Here is a 17,236-nt window from a genome sequence, read left to right as displayed (position 1 = left end):
CCTCATCTCCGAAGAGCACTGCCGAGCACACCCCCCTGATGAAGCAGTTCTTCGCCGCCAAGTCCGACTACCCGGACCTGCTGCTCTTCTTCCGGATGGGCGACTTCTACGAGCTGTTCTACGACGACGCCCGCAAGGCGGCGCGGCTGCTGGACATCACCCTGACCCAGCGCGGCAGCTCGGGCGGCGCGCCGATCCCGATGGCCGGCGTGCCGGTGCATGCCTACGAAGGCTACCTGGCGCGGCTGGTCGCGCTGGGCGAGTCGGTGGCAATCTGCGAACAGATCGGGGACCCGGCGCTGGCCAAGGGCCTGGTGGAACGCAAGGTGGTGCGCATTGTCACCCCCGGCACCGTCACCGATGAGGCGCTGCTGGACGAGCGCCGCGATACGCTGCTGATGGCGCTCTCGCGGGGGAAGAACGGCTATGGCCTGGCATGGGCCGACCTGGCCGGCGGCCGTTTCCTGGTCAACGAGGTCGATTCGGACGATGCGCTGGAGGCAGAGCTGGCCCGCCTGGAGCCGGCCGAGCTGCTGGTGCCCGATGAAGAGAACTGGCCCGCCTTCCTGCAGTACCGCAATGGCATCCGCCGTCGCGCGCCCTGGCTGTTCGATGCCGACAGCGGCCGCCGGCAGCTGCTGAGTTTCTTCAAGCTGCACGACCTGACCGGCTTCGGCATCGACGACAAGCCACGCGCCACCGCGGCCGCCGGCGCCCTGCTCGGCTATGTCGAAGAAACCCAGAAACAGCGCCTGCCGCACCTGACCGCGATCGCCACCGAAACCGCCAGCGAAGCCATCGCCATGAACGCGGCCACGCGCCGGCATCTGGAACTGGATACGCGCGTCGATGGCGATACCCGCAACACCCTGCTCGGCGTGCTTGATACCACGGTGACGCCGATGGGCGGGCGCCTGCTGCGGCGCTGGCTGCACCGCCCGCTGCGCCTGCGCGAGGTGCTGGTGCATCGCCACGATGCGGTCGCCACGCTGATCGATCGCGGCGCCGAGGGCGATGTGCGCGACGCCTTCCGCGCCCTGGGCGATCTGGAACGCATCCTCACCCGCGTGGCCCTGCGTTCGGCGCGGCCGCGCGATTTCTCCACGCTGCGCGATGGCCTGGGCCTGTTGCCCGAGGTGCGCGCGGTGCTCGCGCCGCTGGATTCGCCGCGTCTGGTCGCGCTGCACGATGCACTGGGCTCGCATGACGAATGCGCCCACCTGCTGGCCAGCGCGATCGCGCCGACGCCGCCGCTGAAGCTCAGCGATGGCGGTGTGATCGCCGAAGGCTACGATGCGGAACTCGACGAGCTGCGTCGTCTCTCCACGCATGCGGACCAGTTCCTGATCGACCTGGAACAACGCGAGCGCATCAGCAGCGGCATCGCCACGCTGAAGGTCGGCTACAACCGCGTGCACGGCTATTACATCGAGATCAGCAAGGGCCAGTCCGAAAAGGCGCCGGTGCATTACACGCGCCGCCAGACGCTGACCAATGCCGAGCGCTACATCACCGAAGAACTGAAGTCGTTCGAAGACAAGGTGCTGTCCGCGCGCGAACGCTCGCTGACCCGCGAGAAATTCCTGTACGAGCAGCTGCTGGACATCCTCGCCAGCGGGCTGGAGCCGCTCAAGCAGTGCGCCGCCGCCCTGAGCGAACTGGACGTGCTGGCCGGCTTCGCCGAACGCGCACAGGCGCTGGACTGGGCGCGCCCGGAACTGGAAACCGCCCCCTGCCTGAAGATCGAACGCGGTCGTCATCCGGTGGTCGAAGCGGTGCGCGAGCAGCCCTTCGAACCGAACGACCTGGACCTGCATCCGGACCGACGCATGCTGGTGATCACCGGCCCGAACATGGGCGGTAAATCCACCTACATGCGCCAGAACGCGCTGATCGTGCTGCTGGCGCACATCGGCAGCTTCGTGCCGGCCCGCCGCGCGGTGATCGGCCCGATCGACCGCATCCTGACCCGCATCGGCGCCGGCGACGATCTGGCCCGCGGGCAGTCGACCTTCATGGTCGAAATGGCCGAGACCAGCTACATCCTGCACCACGCCAGCGCGCAGTCGCTGGTGCTGATGGACGAGATCGGCCGCGGCACCTCGACCTACGACGGCCTGGCCCTGGCCGACGCCGTCGCGCGGCATCTGGCCTACCAGAACCGCTGCTACACGCTGTTCGCCACGCACTACTTCGAGCTGACCGCACTGGCCGACGAACAACACGAAGGCGGCGCCAGCGGCATCGCCAACGTGCACCTGGATGCGGTGGAGCATGGCGACGCCCTGGTGTTCATGCACGCGGTGAAGGACGGTCCGGCCAACCGCAGCTTCGGCCTGCAGGTGGCCGCGCTGGCCGGCCTGCCGAAGTCGACCGTGGCCCAGGCGCGGCGTCGCCTCGCCGAGCTGGAACAGCGCAGCCACGAGACCCAGTCTGCGGTGGTCGCCGCGCAGGCGCTGGATGCACCGCAGCAGTTCGGGCTGTTCAACGCGCCGAACACGGCCGCGCAGGACGCGCTGGCCGCGATCGATCCGGACGAGCTGACCCCGAAGCAGGCACTGGAAGCGCTGTACCGGTTGAAGACGCTGCTCTGACGGAGCCTCCGGGATGGCCACGACCAACGGTCGTGGCCTACCACGGCGGTGTGGTAGTGCCGGCCGCTGGCCGGCTCCACACAAAACCGGTAGCACCCGACCGTTGGTCGGGTGTCCACATACGCCCCACGTGAATTCTTCGCATTCCCGTAGTGAACGCAGCGCTATGCTCGGCCGGTTCCCATCCCTGCCCTGGAGTCCGCCGTGAATACCGAATCGCTTGCCGCGTCCCTCTTCCAGCAGCTGCAGCAGGGCCAAGGCCTGCAGCAGGTGTCCCAGCAGCTCGGCATCGACCAGAACCAGGCCAGCGGCGCGATCGGCGCGGCCCTGCCGCTGCTGCTCGGCGCGATGGGCCGCAATGCGCAGGAACCGCAGGGTGCACAGGCCCTGCTCGGTGCCCTGCAGCGTGACCACGCCCCCGCCAGCAGCGGCGGCTTCGATCTGGGCGGTCTGCTCGGCAGCGTGCTCGGCGGAGGCGGCGGCAATGCCACCAATGGCGCCGGCATCCTCGGCCACGTGTTCGGCGGCAACACCGACCGCGCGACGCAGGGCCTGAGCCAGGCGACGGGATTGGACAGCAGCAAGACCAGCCAGCTGCTCGCGATTCTGGCGCCGATCGTCATGTCCTATCTGGCCCAGCGCTTCGCAAGCGGCGGCAACCCGAGCCAGCTCAGCCAGGCCCTGGGCCAGGAAGCGCAGAGCGCCAACAGCGGCGGCCTGCTGACCTCGGTGCTGGACCAGGACGGCGATGGGCAGCTCGGCGTAGGCGACCTGCTCAAGCTCGGTGGCGGTCTGTTCGGCAAGCGCTGAGGACAGGCGCTGGAAATAGCCTGCGCCTATCGCATTGGTTGATTCATTCGAATGTACTGAATGAACGACAGTGCTTAACGTGTGGGTACGCCTTCACATCGCGGCGCCCCACGGCCGCATGGCCAGGCACCACGTTTCCGACGTCGCCATCGCCTCCCCCGCGCCGGTGGTTTCCACGTTCGCCAGTCCACAGGTAGATACCCATGAAAAGCGAAGCCAAGTGCCCGTTCAACCACGCCCTCGTCGGCGATGCCACCACCAACCGCGACTGGTGGCCCAAACAGCTGCGGGTGGACCTGCTCAACCAGCACTCGACCCGCTCGCATCCGCTGGATGAGACGTTCGACTACGCCCAGGCCTTCAAGGGGCTGGACTACGCCGGCCTCAAAGCCGACCTCAAGGCCTTGATGACCGACTCGCAGGACTGGTGGCCGGCCGACTTCGGCCATTACGGCGGCCTGTTCGTGCGCATGGCCTGGCACAGTGCCGGCACCTATCGCATCGGCGATGGACGTGGTGGCGCCGGCCGCGGCCAGCAGCGCTTCGCTCCGCTCAACAGCTGGCCGGACAACGTCAGCCTGGACAAGGCACGCCGCCTGCTGTGGCCGATCAAGCAGAAGTACGGCCAGGCGATCTCCTGGGCCGACCTGCTGGTGCTGACCGGCAACGTCGCGCTGGAATCGATGGGCTTCAAGACGCTGGGCTTCGCCGGTGGCCGCCCGGATACCTGGGAACCGGACCAGGATGTGTACTGGGGCCGCGAAACCACCTGGCTCGGCGGCGATGTGCGGTACGCGCACGGTTCCGAAGGCGTGGAGGAGGATCACGGCGTACTGGTCTCCGATGATGACGCCGACGGCGACATCCACTCGCGCGACCTCGAGAATCCGCTGGCGGCCGTGCAGATGGGCCTGATCTACGTCAATCCGGAAGGCCCGGACGGCAATCCCGATCCGCTCAAGGCGGCGTTCGACATCCGCGACACCTTCGGCCGCATGGCCATGGATGATGAGGAAACCGTCGCCCTGATCGCCGGTGGGCACAGCTTCGGCAAGACCCACGGGGCCGGCCCGGCCGACAATGTCGATGTCGAACCGGAAGCGGCCGGGCTGGAAAGCCAGGGCCTGGGCTGGGCCAACAGGTTCGGCACCGGCAAGGGCGGCGACACCATCACCAGCGGCCTGGAAGTGACTTGGACGCGCACCCCGGCGCAGTGGAGCCATGACTTCTTCGAGATCCTGTTCGGCCACGAGTGGGAGCTGACCAAGAGCCCGGCCGGTGCGCACCAGTGGGTCGCCAAGGACAGCGAGGCGATCATTCCCGATGCGCACGATCCGTCGAAGAAGCACCGACCGACCATGCTGACCACCGATCTGTCGCTGCGCGTCGATCCGGCGTACGAAAAGATTTCGCGTCGCTTCCTGGCCGACCCGCAGGCCTTCGCCGATGCCTTCGCCCGCGCATGGTTCAAGCTGACCCACCGCGACATGGGCCCGCGTGCACGCTATCTCGGTCCTGAGATCCCTGCCGAAGAATTCGTCTGGCAGGACCCGGTGCCGGCGGCACCGCAGACCACGCTGAGCGCGCAGGACATCGCCACGCTGAAGCAGCAGATCGCCGCGGCCGGCCTGAGCGCGGGCGAGCTGGTCTCCACGGCCTGGGCGTCGGCCTCCACCTTCCGCGGCTCGGACAAGCGTGGCGGCGCCAACGGTGCACGTGTGCGCCTGGCCCCGCAGAAGGACTGGGCGGTCAACCAGCCGCAGCAGCTCGGCAAGGTGCTGGCCGCCCTGGAGAAGATCCAGGCCGGCTTCAAGGGCGACGGCGGCGCGCAGGTCTCGCTGGCCGACCTGATCGTGCTGGCCGGCAATGTGGGTGTCGAACAGGCGGCCAAGGCCGGTGGCCATGAGGTCAGCGTGCCGTTCAACCCCGGCCGCACCGATGCCAGCCAGGCGCAGACCGATGTGGAGTCGTTCGCGGTGCTGGAGCCGTATGCCGACGGGTTCCGCAACTACGTCAAGGGCCGCTACAACGTGCCTGCCGAAGCGCTGCTGATCGACCGTGCGCAGCTGCTCACGCTGACCGCGCCGGAGATGACCGCACTGGTCGGGGGCCTGCGGGTGATCGGTACCAACGTCGGCGGGAGCACGGACGGCGTGTTCACCGATCGCGTCGGCACCTTGAGCAACGACTTCTTCGTCAACCTGCTCGACATGCGCACGCAATGGGTAGCCCAGGGCGATGGCTACAGCGGCCGCGACCGCAGCACGGGCGCGCCGCGCTGGAGCGGCAGCCGGGTGGACCTGGTGTTCGGCTCGAACTCGGTGCTGCGTGCACTGGCCGAGGTGTATGCCAGCGCGGACGGTGAGAAGAAGTTCGTCCGTGACTTCGTGGCCGCCTGGGCGCGGGTGATGGAGCTGGACCGCTACGACCTGCGTTGATTCACCACCGTAGGCACACACAGAGACCGGGCCGCATGGCCCGGTTTTTTCATGCGTGCAGCATGCAGATCACAGCGCGTCCAGATCCCCCAGCGCACGGATCAGCCGACGCGCACGCCTGTCCGGCTTGTGCTCCGGCGGCTGGTACCCGTTTTTCGCCGCGGCGCGCTGCAGGCGCAGTTCCGCCCGGCGTGCCAGTGAGGCCTCGCTCTCGGCATACAACTGCTGCGCCACGGGTGCCGGACCGCGCATTTCGCTGAGCCCAAGCACCTGGATATCGAACACTTCATCGCCACGGCTGATCTGCAGCGCTTCACCCACGCGCACCGCGCGCGAGGATTTCGGGCGTTGCCCGGCCACATCGACCTTGCCCGTTTCCACCGCCTGCTTGGCCAGGCTGCGGGTCCGAAAGAACCGTGCGGCCCACAGCCACACGTCCAGCCGCACGGCGGCCACCGGTGTTGCGTCAGTCATGCTTCCTACCCAGCTCCACGGCATTGGCCGGTTGTCGGTTGAGGGGTTGCGGAGCGTCCGGCGTTCCACGACAACCGGTACCGCCGATCAGCGCCGGCACCCCGGCATCCAGATCGCGGCGCTGGCTGCCGACCTGGCATTCCGGTCGGTCCATCGGGCGCACCTGGGTATCGCCCAGGCGCTCCGAGGTGGAACATGCGGCCAAGGCCCCGACAATCAAGAGCAGCGTCAGGATCGTCCGACCCGGGTTCACGGATGCAGTCATCATCATGCCTCCACAGGCGTCGCGCCCCGCCACGGGGAGATTCCATCTTCCGCGTGCACTCGGCTGCGTGCAATTCCATTCGATGGGTTCCGTCGATGGCACCCGCATATTCAGTTCGGGTTGACTCTTGCGCCCCGGCTGGTCACCATAGACGGGCTATTTTCCCTAACGGAGTAGGAGACCCCTCATGTTTAAGAAGACGATCGCAGTGCTGGCCTTGGTAGGCCTGTCCGCCTCTCCGGTGATGGCTGCCCCGCAGGACGCCCCCGCTGCTGAGCCGGAAACCGCCACCGACGTGGCAGGCGCCGAAGCCTCCGCATACTCGACCACCGCGGTCGTAGCTACCGTGGGCGCCTCCATCGCAGCCGCAGCCGTGCTGTACAGCATCGGCGGCGACAGCTCGAGCGGTGAAAAAGATCCGGGCGGCACCGACGGCGGCCCCGGCGGCCCCGGTGGTCCGGGCGGCACCGGTGGTACCGGCGGCACGGGCGGCACGGGTGGTACCGGCGGCACGGGCGGTTAATCGCTCTTAGTTCCGCACTCAAGCCCTCGCCGGGCCAAGCTTGGCGAGGGTTTTTTATGCCTGCCGTAAAACCTTGATGAAGATGATGATGAAGCCCCTGTGCCTGCCGGCCGCCATCGCGGCGACCCTGCTCCTGTCCGGCTGTATGCTGGCCCCTGGCCAACACCTGCGCCACAGCGACGTTTCGGCGACCCGTTCCAGCGAGGATGGTCGTCTTGAGATGATCCCGATCACGCCGAAGCTCATCGCCATGAACGATGCGTCGCAGGCGGAACAGGTCCTGCCGGCTGCACTGCTGGATTATCAGGCCGAGCCTTATCGCGTCGGCCCCGGCGACATGCTGTACATCACCGTGTGGGACCACCCGGAGCTGACCGTGCCTGCGGGTTCCCAGCAGCAGGGCAACCTTGCCGGGCGACTGGTGCAGGGCGACGGCACCCTCTTCTACCCGTACATCGGCAAAGTCCAGGCGGCCGGCAAGACGCCGGTCGAGCTTCGTGCGGAAATCACCCAGCGCTTGGCCAAGTACATCGAGGCACCGCAGGTGGATACCTCGGTGCTGACCTACGCCAGCCAGCGCGTCTGGATCACCGGCGCTGCCGAGCGTTCGACCTCGGTCCCGCTGACGACGACCCCGCTCACGCTGTCCGATGCGATCAGCCAGGCCGGCCTCAATGCGAGCCAGGCCGATCTCTCCGGCATCCAGCTCAGCCGCGACGGCGTCACCTACTCGATCGACATCGAAACCGTCGCCCGCCAGCATGGTGGCCGACCGATCTACCTGAAGAACGGCGACTCGATCTACGTGCCGTATCTGGATCGAAAAGAGATTTTCGTCGTGGGTGAAGTCACCCAGCCGGGTGCCTTCAGCTTCCGCACCTCCGACATCTCGCTGAACCAGGCGATCGGCCGCGCCCGTGGCCTCACCCAGGCCACCTCCAACGGCAACGCGGTGTATGTCATCCGGGGCTCGAAGGATCTGCAGAAGGCGCCGTCGGTGATCTATCACCTGGAAGCCCGCTCGCCGACCGCCTTCGCCGTGGGCAGCCAGTTCATGCTGCAGCCCGGCGACGTGGTGTTCGTGGGCGCCGCCGGCGTGACGCGCTGGAACCGCTTCGTGAACCAGCTGCTGCCGTTCACCAACATCCTCTACACCGCCGCTCGTACCGAGAGCGAAGTCGGGAACTAACATGGGTCCTATGCAGCATGACGCCACGCGCTCCAGCGCGCGTGGCGGGTTGGGCCGCGCCATGGGCATCGCTGCGCTGGTGGCCCTCGCCGCCATGACCAGCAGCTGCACCACGGTGAGCCGCTCCAGCGCCGACGCGCTGCGGCTGATCTTCGTTCCCAAGCCAAGCGCGACCCCGGCCCAGGTCGCGGCCGTGCGCTTCCCACAGCTGCAGTTGCGCGCACCGGACGTCAATGGCGTCCTCGTGCTCGGCTTCGTCGATGGGGGGCGCCAGGCGTGGATCGCGGGCGGCGACGCGGTCTTCTATCTGCAGCCCAACGGCCTGGTCACCGCGACGTCGGGGATTGGCCGCAGCTATGCCGCGCGCATCACCGGACCGTCGCCGTTCGATGATCTCGGCGCACTGCAGGGCACGGCCCGGGTGCAGCGCCAGTACGACTGGATCCCGTCGTATCAAATGAGCGTACCGGTGACCGGCACGCTCACGAAGGTCGGCACCGAGAAGGTGGTGATCCTGGAGCGACCACTCAGCCTGGCGCGCTACGAAGAAAAGCTCTCCGGACCAGGCTTCCGCGAGACCAACATCTATTGGGTGGATGAGCGCTCCGGGTTCATCTGGAAGAGCCGCCAGTACCTCGCCCCCGGCTATGCCGTGGACATCGAGCAGCTCAAACCCTACCGCCCTGGCCAATGACCATGCTGCGCTACTGCCTGATCCTGTGCTCCACCCTCCCCTTCTTCGTCGCACATGAGGCTGCGGCGCAGCCCGTGACCGACACGGTAGAGGTTACCGTCGAGGGTGCGGTCAATGCGCCGGGGATCAAATCGCTCGCCACAGGCGCGAGGCTCGCGGAAGCGGCCATCGCAGCCACCCCGTCTGATGACGCTTATGTTCTGGGCGCCGCGCTTACGCGCGCCAGCGCCCGAGCCGAGCAGATTCGCCTGAAGGCGGGGCTTCTGTTCGATCTCAACATGATGCAGCGAGACGCAGATCAGCACCTGAGCCTGCGCGCGGCTGCATTGGCAGAGAATCTCACCGACATGCCGGTGACTGGGCGCGTCTGGCAAGCCCTCGAGCCCCGTCTGATGCAGATTCGTCCGTCCGAGAATCCTGTGGCAGCGGCCGGCGACAGCCTGTGGTATCCGTCTCGTCCCTCATCCGTACGCGTTGTTGGCGCCGTGGTGCAGTCCTGTGAGCTCGCGCACGATGCGACCGCGGACGTCACCCGCTATGTCCGCGACTGCACGAGCGACGACACCGCGGACAAGAATGTCGTCTACATCATTCAGCCGGACGGACAGATCCAGATCGCAGGAATCGCCTTGTGGAACCGCTCGGACCTCATGGCAGTGGCCCCTGGAGGGACGGTGTACGTCCCGGTGGCCGAGCGCTCCGTTTCCAGAATCAGTCCCGAATTCAACGCGCAGTTCGCCGAGTTCCTGGCAACGCAGTTGCTGCCCCACGCACGAGTAGCACCCTGATGCACTTCCGCAGCACCCGACCCGCATCCATCGCCATGACGTTGCTGGCGCTCAGCCTCTCGGCCGCGCTTCACGCGCAGGAAGCACCACCACCAACGGCAAGCGATTGGGGCGTAATCGGCCTGCTGCAGACGCCGACTGCACGCATGGCTGAGCAGGGGGACATCGCGTTTACGGCGTCCCACACGTCTCCGTACAGTCGCTACAACGTAACGATGCAGCCGTTTCCCTGGCTTGAGGGCGCCTTCCGCTATATGTCCGTCGCGAATCGACGCTACGGCTCGGAGTGGTTGAGCGGCGACCAGAATTACAAAGACAAGTCGATCGACTTCAAGCTGAGACTGTGGGAGGAAACCCGCTGGACTCCTCAGCTGGCTTTCGGCATGCGGGATGTCGGCGGCACAGGGTTGTTCTCGAGCGAGTACCTGGTCGCCAGCAAGAACGTAGGTCCCATCGACGCAAGCCTCGGCATCGCGACGGGCTACATCGGCAACCGAGGCGATTTCGCCAATCCCCTTCGCCACGTGGACGATCGTTTCGAATCACGAGGTGGAACGGGGAGCTGGGGCAGCTTCAGCACCAGTGCGATGTTCCGGGGACCGGTCGGAATCTTTGGTGGCATCAGCTATCAGACTCCTTGGGAGCCTTTGCTGCTGAAGGTTGAGTACGATGGCAACGACTACAAGCGTGAGCCGCAGCGGAACAACCAGCGACAGGATTCCCCCATCAACGTGGCCGCGGTCTACACCGCGACCAAGAACATCCAGCTTGCCTTGGGGCTCGAAAGAGGCAATACCGCGCTTTTCGCGATCACCTTCCGCGGAAACCCGGCCCATACGCCGCCGATGCCGAAGATCTTCGACCCTGCACCTGAACCACTGACGGGCCCACGCGCGACCACGCCTGCTCCAGACGCGCTGCAGCCCTCGGCTCAAGAGGAGGCCGCAGTCGACTGGGACGACGTCGCGCGCAGACTGCGCGTGAATGCCGGCTTCCGTGTCAATGACATTTCGAGGGCAGGCAAGGAGCTCATTGTCACCGGTCAGCAGGCGCGCTACTACTACCAGGCGCAGGGGATCGGCCGGTCCGCGCGCATACTTCACAATTCGACGCCCGAGACGATCGAGTGGTTCACATTCGTGGATGAACGTCTGGGGATGAAGGTCGCACAGGCGTCTGTCGAGCGTGACACCTTCGTCGACCGAATTCAGAACCGCGCGTCGACCGAAGACTTGCGCTTGGCGACAGAGCTGAGCGCCCCCGTCGACCGCAACAGCGAACTGCTCTACAAGGCCCCGTTCCAGCGTTTTGGCGGCGGGTTCAATATCGGATACGGCCAGAATCTTGGTGGCCCGGATGGATTCATCCTCTACCAGGTTTCGGCGAACTACTCCGCCAGCTACTTCCTGGCCAGGAACTTCTGGGCTACCGGAACCGTCCGCGCGAACGTCATCAACAACTATGACAAGTTCAAGTACGACGCTCCCAGCCGCCTGCAGCGGGTACGCACTGATCTTCGCCAGTACATGACCGAATCAGATGTGACCATGCCGAATCTCCAGCTCACCGCCAGTGCGAAGCTTGGGAATGATCTGTATGGCATGGCGTACGCTGGCTATCTCGAATGGATGTACGCCGGCGTCGGCGGAGAGGTCCTCTACCGGCCGATGGGCGAACGCTGGGCAATCGGCACCAACATCAACTGGGTGCGCCAACGTGACTATGACCAGGGCTTTGGCCTGCGCGACTACAGCGTCGCGACCGGCCACACCACGCTCTACTATGCGTTTGGCCGAGACGAACGGGTACTTGCCTCGGTGAGCGCCGGTCGTTACCTTGCCGGCGACTGGGGCGCCACGTTCGACGTAGCCCGCATCTTCGACAACGGCGTGACCATGGGCGCCTACTTCACCAAAACGAATGTTTCATCTCGCGAATTCGGCGAAGGCAGCTTCGACAAGGGCATCTACTTCTCCATCCCGTTCGACTCCGTTCTGCCGCGATCCACGCGGGGCAGCGCCAATATTCTGTGGCAGCCCCTGACTCGTGATGGTGGGGCGATGCTCGGCCGGAAGTACGCCCTTTATCCCGCGACCAGCGAACGAAACAGCTGGTTCCTCCAGCGAAACTTCGACAAGATCGCGGACTGACGACACCGTCCGATTGATCCGGCGTGGCCTGCATGCAGGCCATCGCCCTTCATCAACGCAAAGCCATCGTCAGGCCCGGCAGCGTGTCCCACCGGGACGCATCAGAATGCCGGATCTGAATGCCAACGCCAGGCGCTCTCGATGATGGTGGGGAGGCTCCTCCATTCGGGTCGCCACCCAAGCACCGTGGAAGCGGCGACGCTCGATGCAACCAGAATTGCAGGGTCACCCTCTCGGCGAGGCATCACGTTGAAGGGGATTTTCCTTCCCGCGACGTCCCCGGCGGCCGCGATGACCTCCAGAACCGAGAATCCGTTGCCGTTTCCAAGGTTGAATCGGTGCGCGCCGGCATTGGATTCAAGGAAAGAGTAGGCAAGCAGATGCGCGGACGCCAGGTCTTCAACATGCACATAGTCCCTGATGCAGGTTCCATCCGGCGTTTCGTAATCGGTCCCGAACACGCTCAGCGCTTCACCACCGGCCAGTACTGACTTCAGAATATTCGGGATCAAATGGGTTTCACATCGATGGGCCTCGCCAATCGAGCCATCAGATGAGGCGCCCGCGGCATTGAAGTACCGCAGCGACACGGATCGCACCCCATAGGCATGCGCTGCGTCGGACAGTACCTGCTCGACCATCATCTTGGTGTGCCCGTAGGGATTGATCGGCATCAGCGGATGCGATTCGTCTACCAGCGATGTCACGGGTCGTCCGAAAACAGCGGCCGTCGACGAAAAGACGATCTTGTCGACACCGTGCCGCTGCATTGCGGACAGCAGCGAAAGGGTTACAGCGACATTGTTGTAGTAGTAGTCGTACGGGTTTGCCACAGATTCCGCAACCAACGATCTCGCGCAGAAGTGGAACACCGCATCGAATCGGGCTTCCGAAAACACGGCATCCAACGCAGCGCTGTCCGAAAGATTTGCCTCTACCAGCCGGCCCCACTTCACGGCCTCACGGTGCCCGGTGGACAGGTCGTCCAGCACCACCACTTCGTGACCCTCCTGGCGCAGGAGCCGAGCCATGTGGCTGCCGATGTACCCAGCGCCACCACAAACAAGCATACGAGCCATCAATTCACCCCCAAAGACTGAACGTGCTGCTCATTGGAGGGAGCGGACGGGTTGCCGACGCCGCGCTGCACAGCACGAAATGCAGAAATGATGATGAAGGGATAGAAGGGACTCAGATGCCTGAGGTAACTCCCATAATCGGGCTCGAAAATGCACTGGATCGAGACGAAGGCGACGACTGCAACCAGGCTGAACTCATACAACACGTCCCGCCCAGCCGACCGCGTTGCTGTATACGACCTGGCACGCTTGCCGACGACACGCGCTATCCACGAAAGCATGATGAAGACGAACCCGTGATAGATCGTGAACATAAGAGCCAGCGGAACGGGGATGATCAGCGTCACCAGCGTGATCACCAGATTGAAATACGTATTGACCGGACTTCCCTGACCGAGCCATGGCTGAATCATGGTCTTGGCGTCTTCCACACCTTGATCCAGTCGGCGCTCGTTGACGTCGTTCCTGAGCGAATCGACATCAATGCCCAAGCCATAGCTGAGGATCATGGTGATGCAGAAGAGCGACGCCATGGTCGCTATCAAGAGCACCTTGATACTGCGGGTCTTCGCGAAAATGAAGTACAGAAGAAGGAACTGGATGGCAAACAGAACCCAGTAGGTTCGGAAGACCAGCCCGTACAGGACGACCAGGACGAACCATGACGCGATCGCGCTCCTTACGCCGAAGCGCAGGGCAAGGAAGAACGCGATGGTGGGCAGGAACGCAATGAACTCCTTGCTGAGGAACGGCACATACGTAATGGCCAGGAAGGACAGAAAGACTACGATGACTGCGTCCGCGATGTCGATCGTGGACCTGCCGAGCCGATTGAGACAGGCCGCCATGGTCATGACCACGAGAAAGCTGGAGACAACGATGAACCACTGCGTAGTTACGTCCACACCAAGCAGAGAATAGAAATAAGCGGTGCTGGCGTAGGATGCGCCGGGAACGAAGAAGGGTACGCTTCCGATCATGGAATCAATGGTCAGCGCATCGTAGAAGAACTTCGCCGGCATCAATTCCTGCTTGAAGATGGAAAGAACCAGGAGAAACGCAGCAACCGATGCCCAGAAGTACAAGGAAACCGCGTTCCGGACGGGTCCGGGCTGGCCAAACCTAAGTCGGACCATGTCAGATCACTCCTCTTTCCGACGCGCGTGGGGCGGCCCGCGTCAATGACCGGTACACGTCCAACGTCGCAGTTGACATGATCATCGCGGTGAACTCAGCTGACACCAGGCGTTTTGCGGCCCCACCCATGCCTGCCCAGTCCCTGGCGTGCGTCTCAAGAAGAGCGCGTGCCAGCTGCGCGGCGTCGTCCATCGGGAACAACCGACCATTGACGTGGTCATCGACAATCTCTGTCAAGGCAGGAATGTTGCTCGCCAGAACAGGGACACCGCGGCTCATGGCTTCCAGCGGAACCATGGCAAAGCCTTCCCAACGACTGGGCATGACCAGCACATCCGCCTTGGCATAGAAGTCGTCCAGCCGCGAGGGACTGACCCATCCGACGTAGGTGATGTTATCGCGGCTCTGCTTTTCGAATCCGCCGTACACGCTGTCACCGACCGCCGTAAGGTGGACAGAGGAACCCTCGATCCGCCTCATCGCGTCCAGGAGGACGTCAAAGCCCTTCTGGCGGTCGAACCTGCCCACGAAGAGGACATTCAACTTCGGCGCAGATGAGGGGCGGCGGTCGAGTTCAGTCAACGCAGGCGCAACGACCCCGTTACGGACGACGCGAAGCTTGGCGGGCGGGAATCCTGTGGCCAGCGCTGCATCACGCTCATGAAAACTCACGCAAATGATGGCATCGCAGAAGTGTGACAGCGCACGCTCCACGCTTGCATAGATTGCGGCCTTCTTCGCAGAAACACCCATAAGGAATGAGAAGGCGTGCGGGCAGTAGACGACCTTGAAGCGAATGAAGGGGCGCAGTGGCAGCAGCACCAGACGGCCGATAGCCCCGGCAAAACTGCTGTGCAGATGAACGATGTCCGGGCGCAGGCTGAGGACGCTCCGGAACAATGCCAATGCAAAGCTGAGGCAGCCGAGCACGCCGCGGCCGCGGGAAGTGAAGGTCTCTATCGCCGAGCCCGGAACATCCGAGAGCTCCCCGCGCTGCCCACTGGGGACCAGGATAGTCAGCTGGACGGCCGCATCCTGCGCCTGGATGCCTGCGTACAACAACCGGATGACAGTCGCGACACCGCCCTTGACTGTTTCTGCCGCATGAAGGACTTTCATTCCGAACCCACCTTTCTTGTCCTTCTATAAACTGAAATAGACCAGCGCGCCAATCTTCCGAGCACCTGGAAGTTCATCCCTGCCTTGCCTGCCAGCGCGAGCATTCCCCCTACCGGACCGAGAGGAAACTCAACGCCACCGTGGCGCTCAAGCAGGATCGTACGCGCCTTCGATGCCTCCCCGGCATGCCCCCCCAGGATCAGCTTTATGTAGCGCGTCGAAAGGTCGCGCCGGATTTCGTGCCGGAGGGCCGGCGGCAAGGCCCCGCTCTTCTCGTGCTGAACCGCTAGCAGGAACTCATCACGACCAACCTGTCCCGCGCGATGCAGATGCAGGGCTGCATGTTTGTAGAGCAGCTGCTCCTCGGCCTTGCGCGCATTGAAGCTGGCACCATCGGCCAGCACGCGCCGATCATAGAGAAAGCGGTTCAGGAAGTAGCCTCGGCCAACTGAGAGCATCCGCAACCAAAGGTCCCAATCCTGGCTGAACTTGAATCGAGCGTCATAGCCGCCGACGGCGCGGAATGCGTCCATACGGAACATCACCGAGCCGTGCGTGAACGGGGGCGAGTCCATGAAATCCAGATCCCGGAGCTCGCCTTCGGTAAACACCTGAGTGTCGATCACGCGGCCTGTCCTGGCGTCAAGGTTGCGGCTCGCGGTACCGCAGAACACAAGTCCCGGGTCAGAAACAAGCTGCTCCAGCTGCGCTTTCAAACGCTCTGGATGGCAGATGTCCCCGCTCCCGCAGATGGCGACGAACTCAGAGTCCGCCGCCTGCAGCAGATCAACGACCGATTGAGTAAAGCCCTTGTTCTTCTGGACCATGATCTCAACAGAACCAGCGTACTTCGACAGCCTCTCGGCTGTGTCATCGGTCGAACCGTCATCAACGACCACAATCCGAGTACCTGGAACGCTCGCAGCGATCATCGACTGAACTGTGACATCCAGCTCGGCCGCGCGGTTGTAGAAGAAGGTTGCGAAGGTAATCGTGTGTTTCGGCACGGGGCAGGAATCCGGATTGGGCGCGATCATATCTCTTGGATGAGTCCGTCGTTCGTCACGTAGCGCGCCTCTACCGCCATGGAATAGCCTGTCTCGGACGCGACCGCGCTTTTGATCATTCTGATCAGGCTGAGCACGTCCTCGGACGTTGCATCCCCGCGATTGATGATGAAGTTCGCATGGTCAGGGGACACGTAGGCGCCGCCAACGCTTGTTCCCTTGAAGCCCGCACGCTCGATGACCTTTCCAGGTGGCCCGTACTGCTCGTACATGGAGGGATCGCTGACAAAGACCGAGCCACAGTTCGGCAGCTTCTGGGGGAACTTCCTGCGCCTGTCGCGGAGTATCCGCAGCATCTCCCGACGAATCGTAGCCCTGTCCAGCGTGGCATCGAGTTGAAGCTTCACGTTGCTGACAATCAGTCCGTTGGTCTGGAACGCAGAGCGGCGGTAGGCGAAGTGGCATTCGTCCTTGGTCATGGAGACGATCGAACCGTCGGGAGCAACGGCCTGCACGCGGGTGATGACCTCGCCGATGCCTCGACGCATGCTCCCGCCGTTCATGCAGACGAGGCCTCCGATGGTTCCCGGGATTCCGCAGGTGTGTTCAAGACCGGAAAGCCCATGTGCCATGGAAAGCCTTGCCACACCTGGGACCCAGGCTCCCGCCTCAGCGTCGATGCTCGTCTCGTCCACACGGACCGAGGAGAAGGAAGACCCCAGCTGGATGACCGGCGCCCGTATCCCGCTATCCGAGAAGAGCAGGTTCGACGTACCGGCAATCACAACGGAGCGCTGCCCACTCTCGTGAAGCCAGCAGCGCACGGCGGCCAGCTCATCGACGTTCCTGGGCCTGACCACAACGTCCGCGCTGCCACCGATGCGCCAACGGCTGATCCGCTGCAGGGAAACATCAGTCTCGACGCCCCCTGGAACGAGCCGCTCGAGATCGAGAGCAACGCTGCTCATG

The 17,236-nt window shown here is 64.2% G+C and carries 15 protein-coding genes; 8 read left to right on the top strand and 7 right to left on the bottom strand.

Annotation, left to right across the window (positions count from 1 at the left end; all coding sequences use genetic code 11):
- Positions 1-38 precede the first annotated feature (38 nt).
- The 3 genes from mutS (at position 39) to katG (ending at position 5,842) form a co-directional block, all read left to right on the top strand.
- A complete protein-coding gene (mutS, locus tag ABE424_RS17205) occupies positions 39-2,594 on the top strand; it encodes a DNA mismatch repair protein MutS (RefSeq protein ID WP_346492070.1) in 2,556 nt (851 codons plus the stop codon).
- A 204-nt stretch (positions 2,595-2,798) separates the two neighbouring features.
- Positions 2,799-3,404 (top strand): DUF937 domain-containing protein, encoded by a 606-nt coding sequence (locus ABE424_RS17200; protein ID WP_346492069.1) that lies wholly within the window; start codon positions 2,799-2,801, stop codon positions 3,402-3,404.
- Positions 3,405-3,607: 203 nt separating this feature from the next.
- Complete coding sequence (katG, locus tag ABE424_RS17195) at positions 3,608-5,842, top strand: catalase/peroxidase HPI (RefSeq protein WP_346492068.1); 2,235 nt, start codon at positions 3,608-3,610, stop codon at positions 5,840-5,842.
- 69 nt (positions 5,843-5,911) lie between these two features.
- Here katG and ABE424_RS17190 read toward each other — a convergent pair whose 3' ends face one another.
- Positions 5,912-6,316, bottom strand: a complete 405-nt coding sequence (locus ABE424_RS17190; protein WP_346492067.1) for an RNA-binding S4 domain-containing protein — start codon at positions 6,314-6,316, stop codon at positions 5,912-5,914.
- The gene (locus tag ABE424_RS17185; RefSeq protein WP_346479550.1) at positions 6,309-6,581 is read right to left on the bottom strand and encodes a hypothetical protein; all 273 of its coding nucleotides are present in this window, start codon (positions 6,579-6,581) and stop codon (positions 6,309-6,311) included. The genes ABE424_RS17190 and ABE424_RS17185 overlap by 8 nt, the downstream gene beginning before the upstream one ends.
- Positions 6,582-6,768: 187 nt before the next feature.
- Between ABE424_RS17185 and ABE424_RS17180 the strand changes: the two genes are divergently transcribed.
- From ABE424_RS17180 to ABE424_RS17160, 5 genes are all read left to right on the top strand, one after another.
- A complete protein-coding gene (locus tag ABE424_RS17180) occupies positions 6,769-7,104 on the top strand; it encodes a hypothetical protein (protein WP_346492066.1) in 336 nt (111 codons plus the stop codon).
- An 85-nt stretch (positions 7,105-7,189) separates the two neighbouring features.
- Entirely contained in the window at positions 7,190-8,293 is a 1,104-nt protein-coding gene (locus tag ABE424_RS17175) for a polysaccharide biosynthesis/export family protein (RefSeq protein ID WP_319210124.1), read from the top strand.
- Between the two features lies 1 nt (position 8,294).
- Positions 8,295-8,987 (top strand): YjbF family lipoprotein, encoded by a 693-nt coding sequence (locus tag ABE424_RS17170; RefSeq protein ID WP_346492064.1) that lies wholly within the window; start codon positions 8,295-8,297, stop codon positions 8,985-8,987.
- Positions 8,984-9,775 (top strand): capsule biosynthesis GfcC family protein, encoded by a 792-nt coding sequence (locus tag ABE424_RS17165; protein ID WP_346492063.1) that lies wholly within the window; start codon positions 8,984-8,986, stop codon positions 9,773-9,775. The genes ABE424_RS17170 and ABE424_RS17165 overlap by 4 nt, the downstream gene beginning before the upstream one ends.
- On the top strand, positions 9,775-11,925 hold the full coding sequence (locus ABE424_RS17160; RefSeq protein WP_346492061.1) for a YjbH domain-containing protein: 2,151 nt from the start codon (positions 9,775-9,777) through the stop codon (positions 11,923-11,925). Before ABE424_RS17165 ends, ABE424_RS17160 begins: the two co-directional genes overlap by 1 nt.
- 101 nt (positions 11,926-12,026) lie before the next feature.
- Here ABE424_RS17160 and galE read toward each other — a convergent pair whose 3' ends face one another.
- From galE to murB, 5 genes are read right to left on the bottom strand one after another with little or no spacing between them, the layout of a single operon-like run.
- Entirely contained in the window at positions 12,027-13,004 is a 978-nt protein-coding gene (gene galE, locus ABE424_RS17155; protein WP_346492060.1) for a UDP-glucose 4-epimerase GalE, read from the bottom strand.
- The gene (locus tag ABE424_RS17150) at positions 13,004-14,089 is read right to left on the bottom strand and encodes a hypothetical protein (RefSeq protein WP_346492059.1); all 1,086 of its coding nucleotides are present in this window, start codon (positions 14,087-14,089) and stop codon (positions 13,004-13,006) included. The genes galE and ABE424_RS17150 overlap by 1 nt, the downstream gene beginning before the upstream one ends.
- A gap of 52 nt (positions 14,090-14,141) precedes the next feature.
- On the bottom strand, positions 14,142-15,260 hold the full coding sequence (locus ABE424_RS17145; RefSeq protein WP_346492058.1) for a glycosyltransferase: 1,119 nt from the start codon (positions 15,258-15,260) through the stop codon (positions 14,142-14,144).
- Complete coding sequence (locus tag ABE424_RS17140; RefSeq protein WP_346492057.1) at positions 15,257-16,297, bottom strand: glycosyltransferase; 1,041 nt, start codon at positions 16,295-16,297, stop codon at positions 15,257-15,259. Before ABE424_RS17140 ends, ABE424_RS17145 begins: the two co-directional genes overlap by 4 nt.
- Positions 16,294-17,235, bottom strand: a complete 942-nt coding sequence (murB, locus tag ABE424_RS17135) for a UDP-N-acetylmuramate dehydrogenase (protein WP_346492056.1) — start codon at positions 17,233-17,235, stop codon at positions 16,294-16,296. The genes ABE424_RS17140 and murB overlap by 4 nt, the downstream gene beginning before the upstream one ends.
- Position 17,236: the final 1 nt, after the last annotated feature.

The organism is Stenotrophomonas sp. TWI1149 (assembly GCF_039673155.1).
In the GTDB taxonomy this organism is placed as follows: domain Bacteria; phylum Pseudomonadota; class Gammaproteobacteria; order Xanthomonadales; family Xanthomonadaceae; genus Stenotrophomonas; species Stenotrophomonas maltophilia_AA.
Note: the sequence above shows the minus strand (reverse complement) of the source record. Positions and strands in the feature narration are given on the sequence as shown.

Bases quoted from the DNA above. Each gene is read 5' to 3' on its own strand.
- mutS (WP_346492070.1), top strand. From the start codon at position 39: ATGAAGCAGTTCTTCGCCGCCAAGTCCGACTACCCGGACCTGCTGCTC.
- katG (WP_346492068.1), top strand. From the start codon at position 3,608: ATGAAAAGCGAAGCCAAGTGCCCGTTCAACCACGCCCTCGTCGGCGAT.
- ABE424_RS17190 (WP_346492067.1), bottom strand. From the start codon at position 6,316: ATGACTGACGCAACACCGGTGGCCGCCGTGCGGCTGGACGTGTGGCTG.
- ABE424_RS17185 (WP_346479550.1), bottom strand. From the start codon at position 6,581: ATGACTGCATCCGTGAACCCGGGTCGGACGATCCTGACGCTGCTCTTG.
- ABE424_RS17180 (WP_346492066.1), top strand. From the start codon at position 6,769: ATGTTTAAGAAGACGATCGCAGTGCTGGCCTTGGTAGGCCTGTCCGCC.
- ABE424_RS17175 (WP_319210124.1), top strand. From the start codon at position 7,190: ATGATGAAGCCCCTGTGCCTGCCGGCCGCCATCGCGGCGACCCTGCTC.
- ABE424_RS17170 (WP_346492064.1), top strand. From the start codon at position 8,295: ATGGGTCCTATGCAGCATGACGCCACGCGCTCCAGCGCGCGTGGCGGG.
- ABE424_RS17165 (WP_346492063.1), top strand. From the start codon at position 8,984: ATGACCATGCTGCGCTACTGCCTGATCCTGTGCTCCACCCTCCCCTTC.
- ABE424_RS17160 (WP_346492061.1), top strand. From the start codon at position 9,775: ATGCACTTCCGCAGCACCCGACCCGCATCCATCGCCATGACGTTGCTG.
- galE (WP_346492060.1), bottom strand. From the start codon at position 13,004: ATGGCTCGTATGCTTGTTTGTGGTGGCGCTGGGTACATCGGCAGCCAC.
- ABE424_RS17145 (WP_346492058.1), bottom strand. From the start codon at position 15,260: ATGAAAGTCCTTCATGCGGCAGAAACAGTCAAGGGCGGTGTCGCGACT.
- ABE424_RS17140 (WP_346492057.1), bottom strand. From the start codon at position 16,297: ATGATCGCGCCCAATCCGGATTCCTGCCCCGTGCCGAAACACACGATT.
- murB (WP_346492056.1), bottom strand. From the start codon at position 17,235: ATGAGCAGCGTTGCTCTCGATCTCGAGCGGCTCGTTCCAGGGGGCGTC.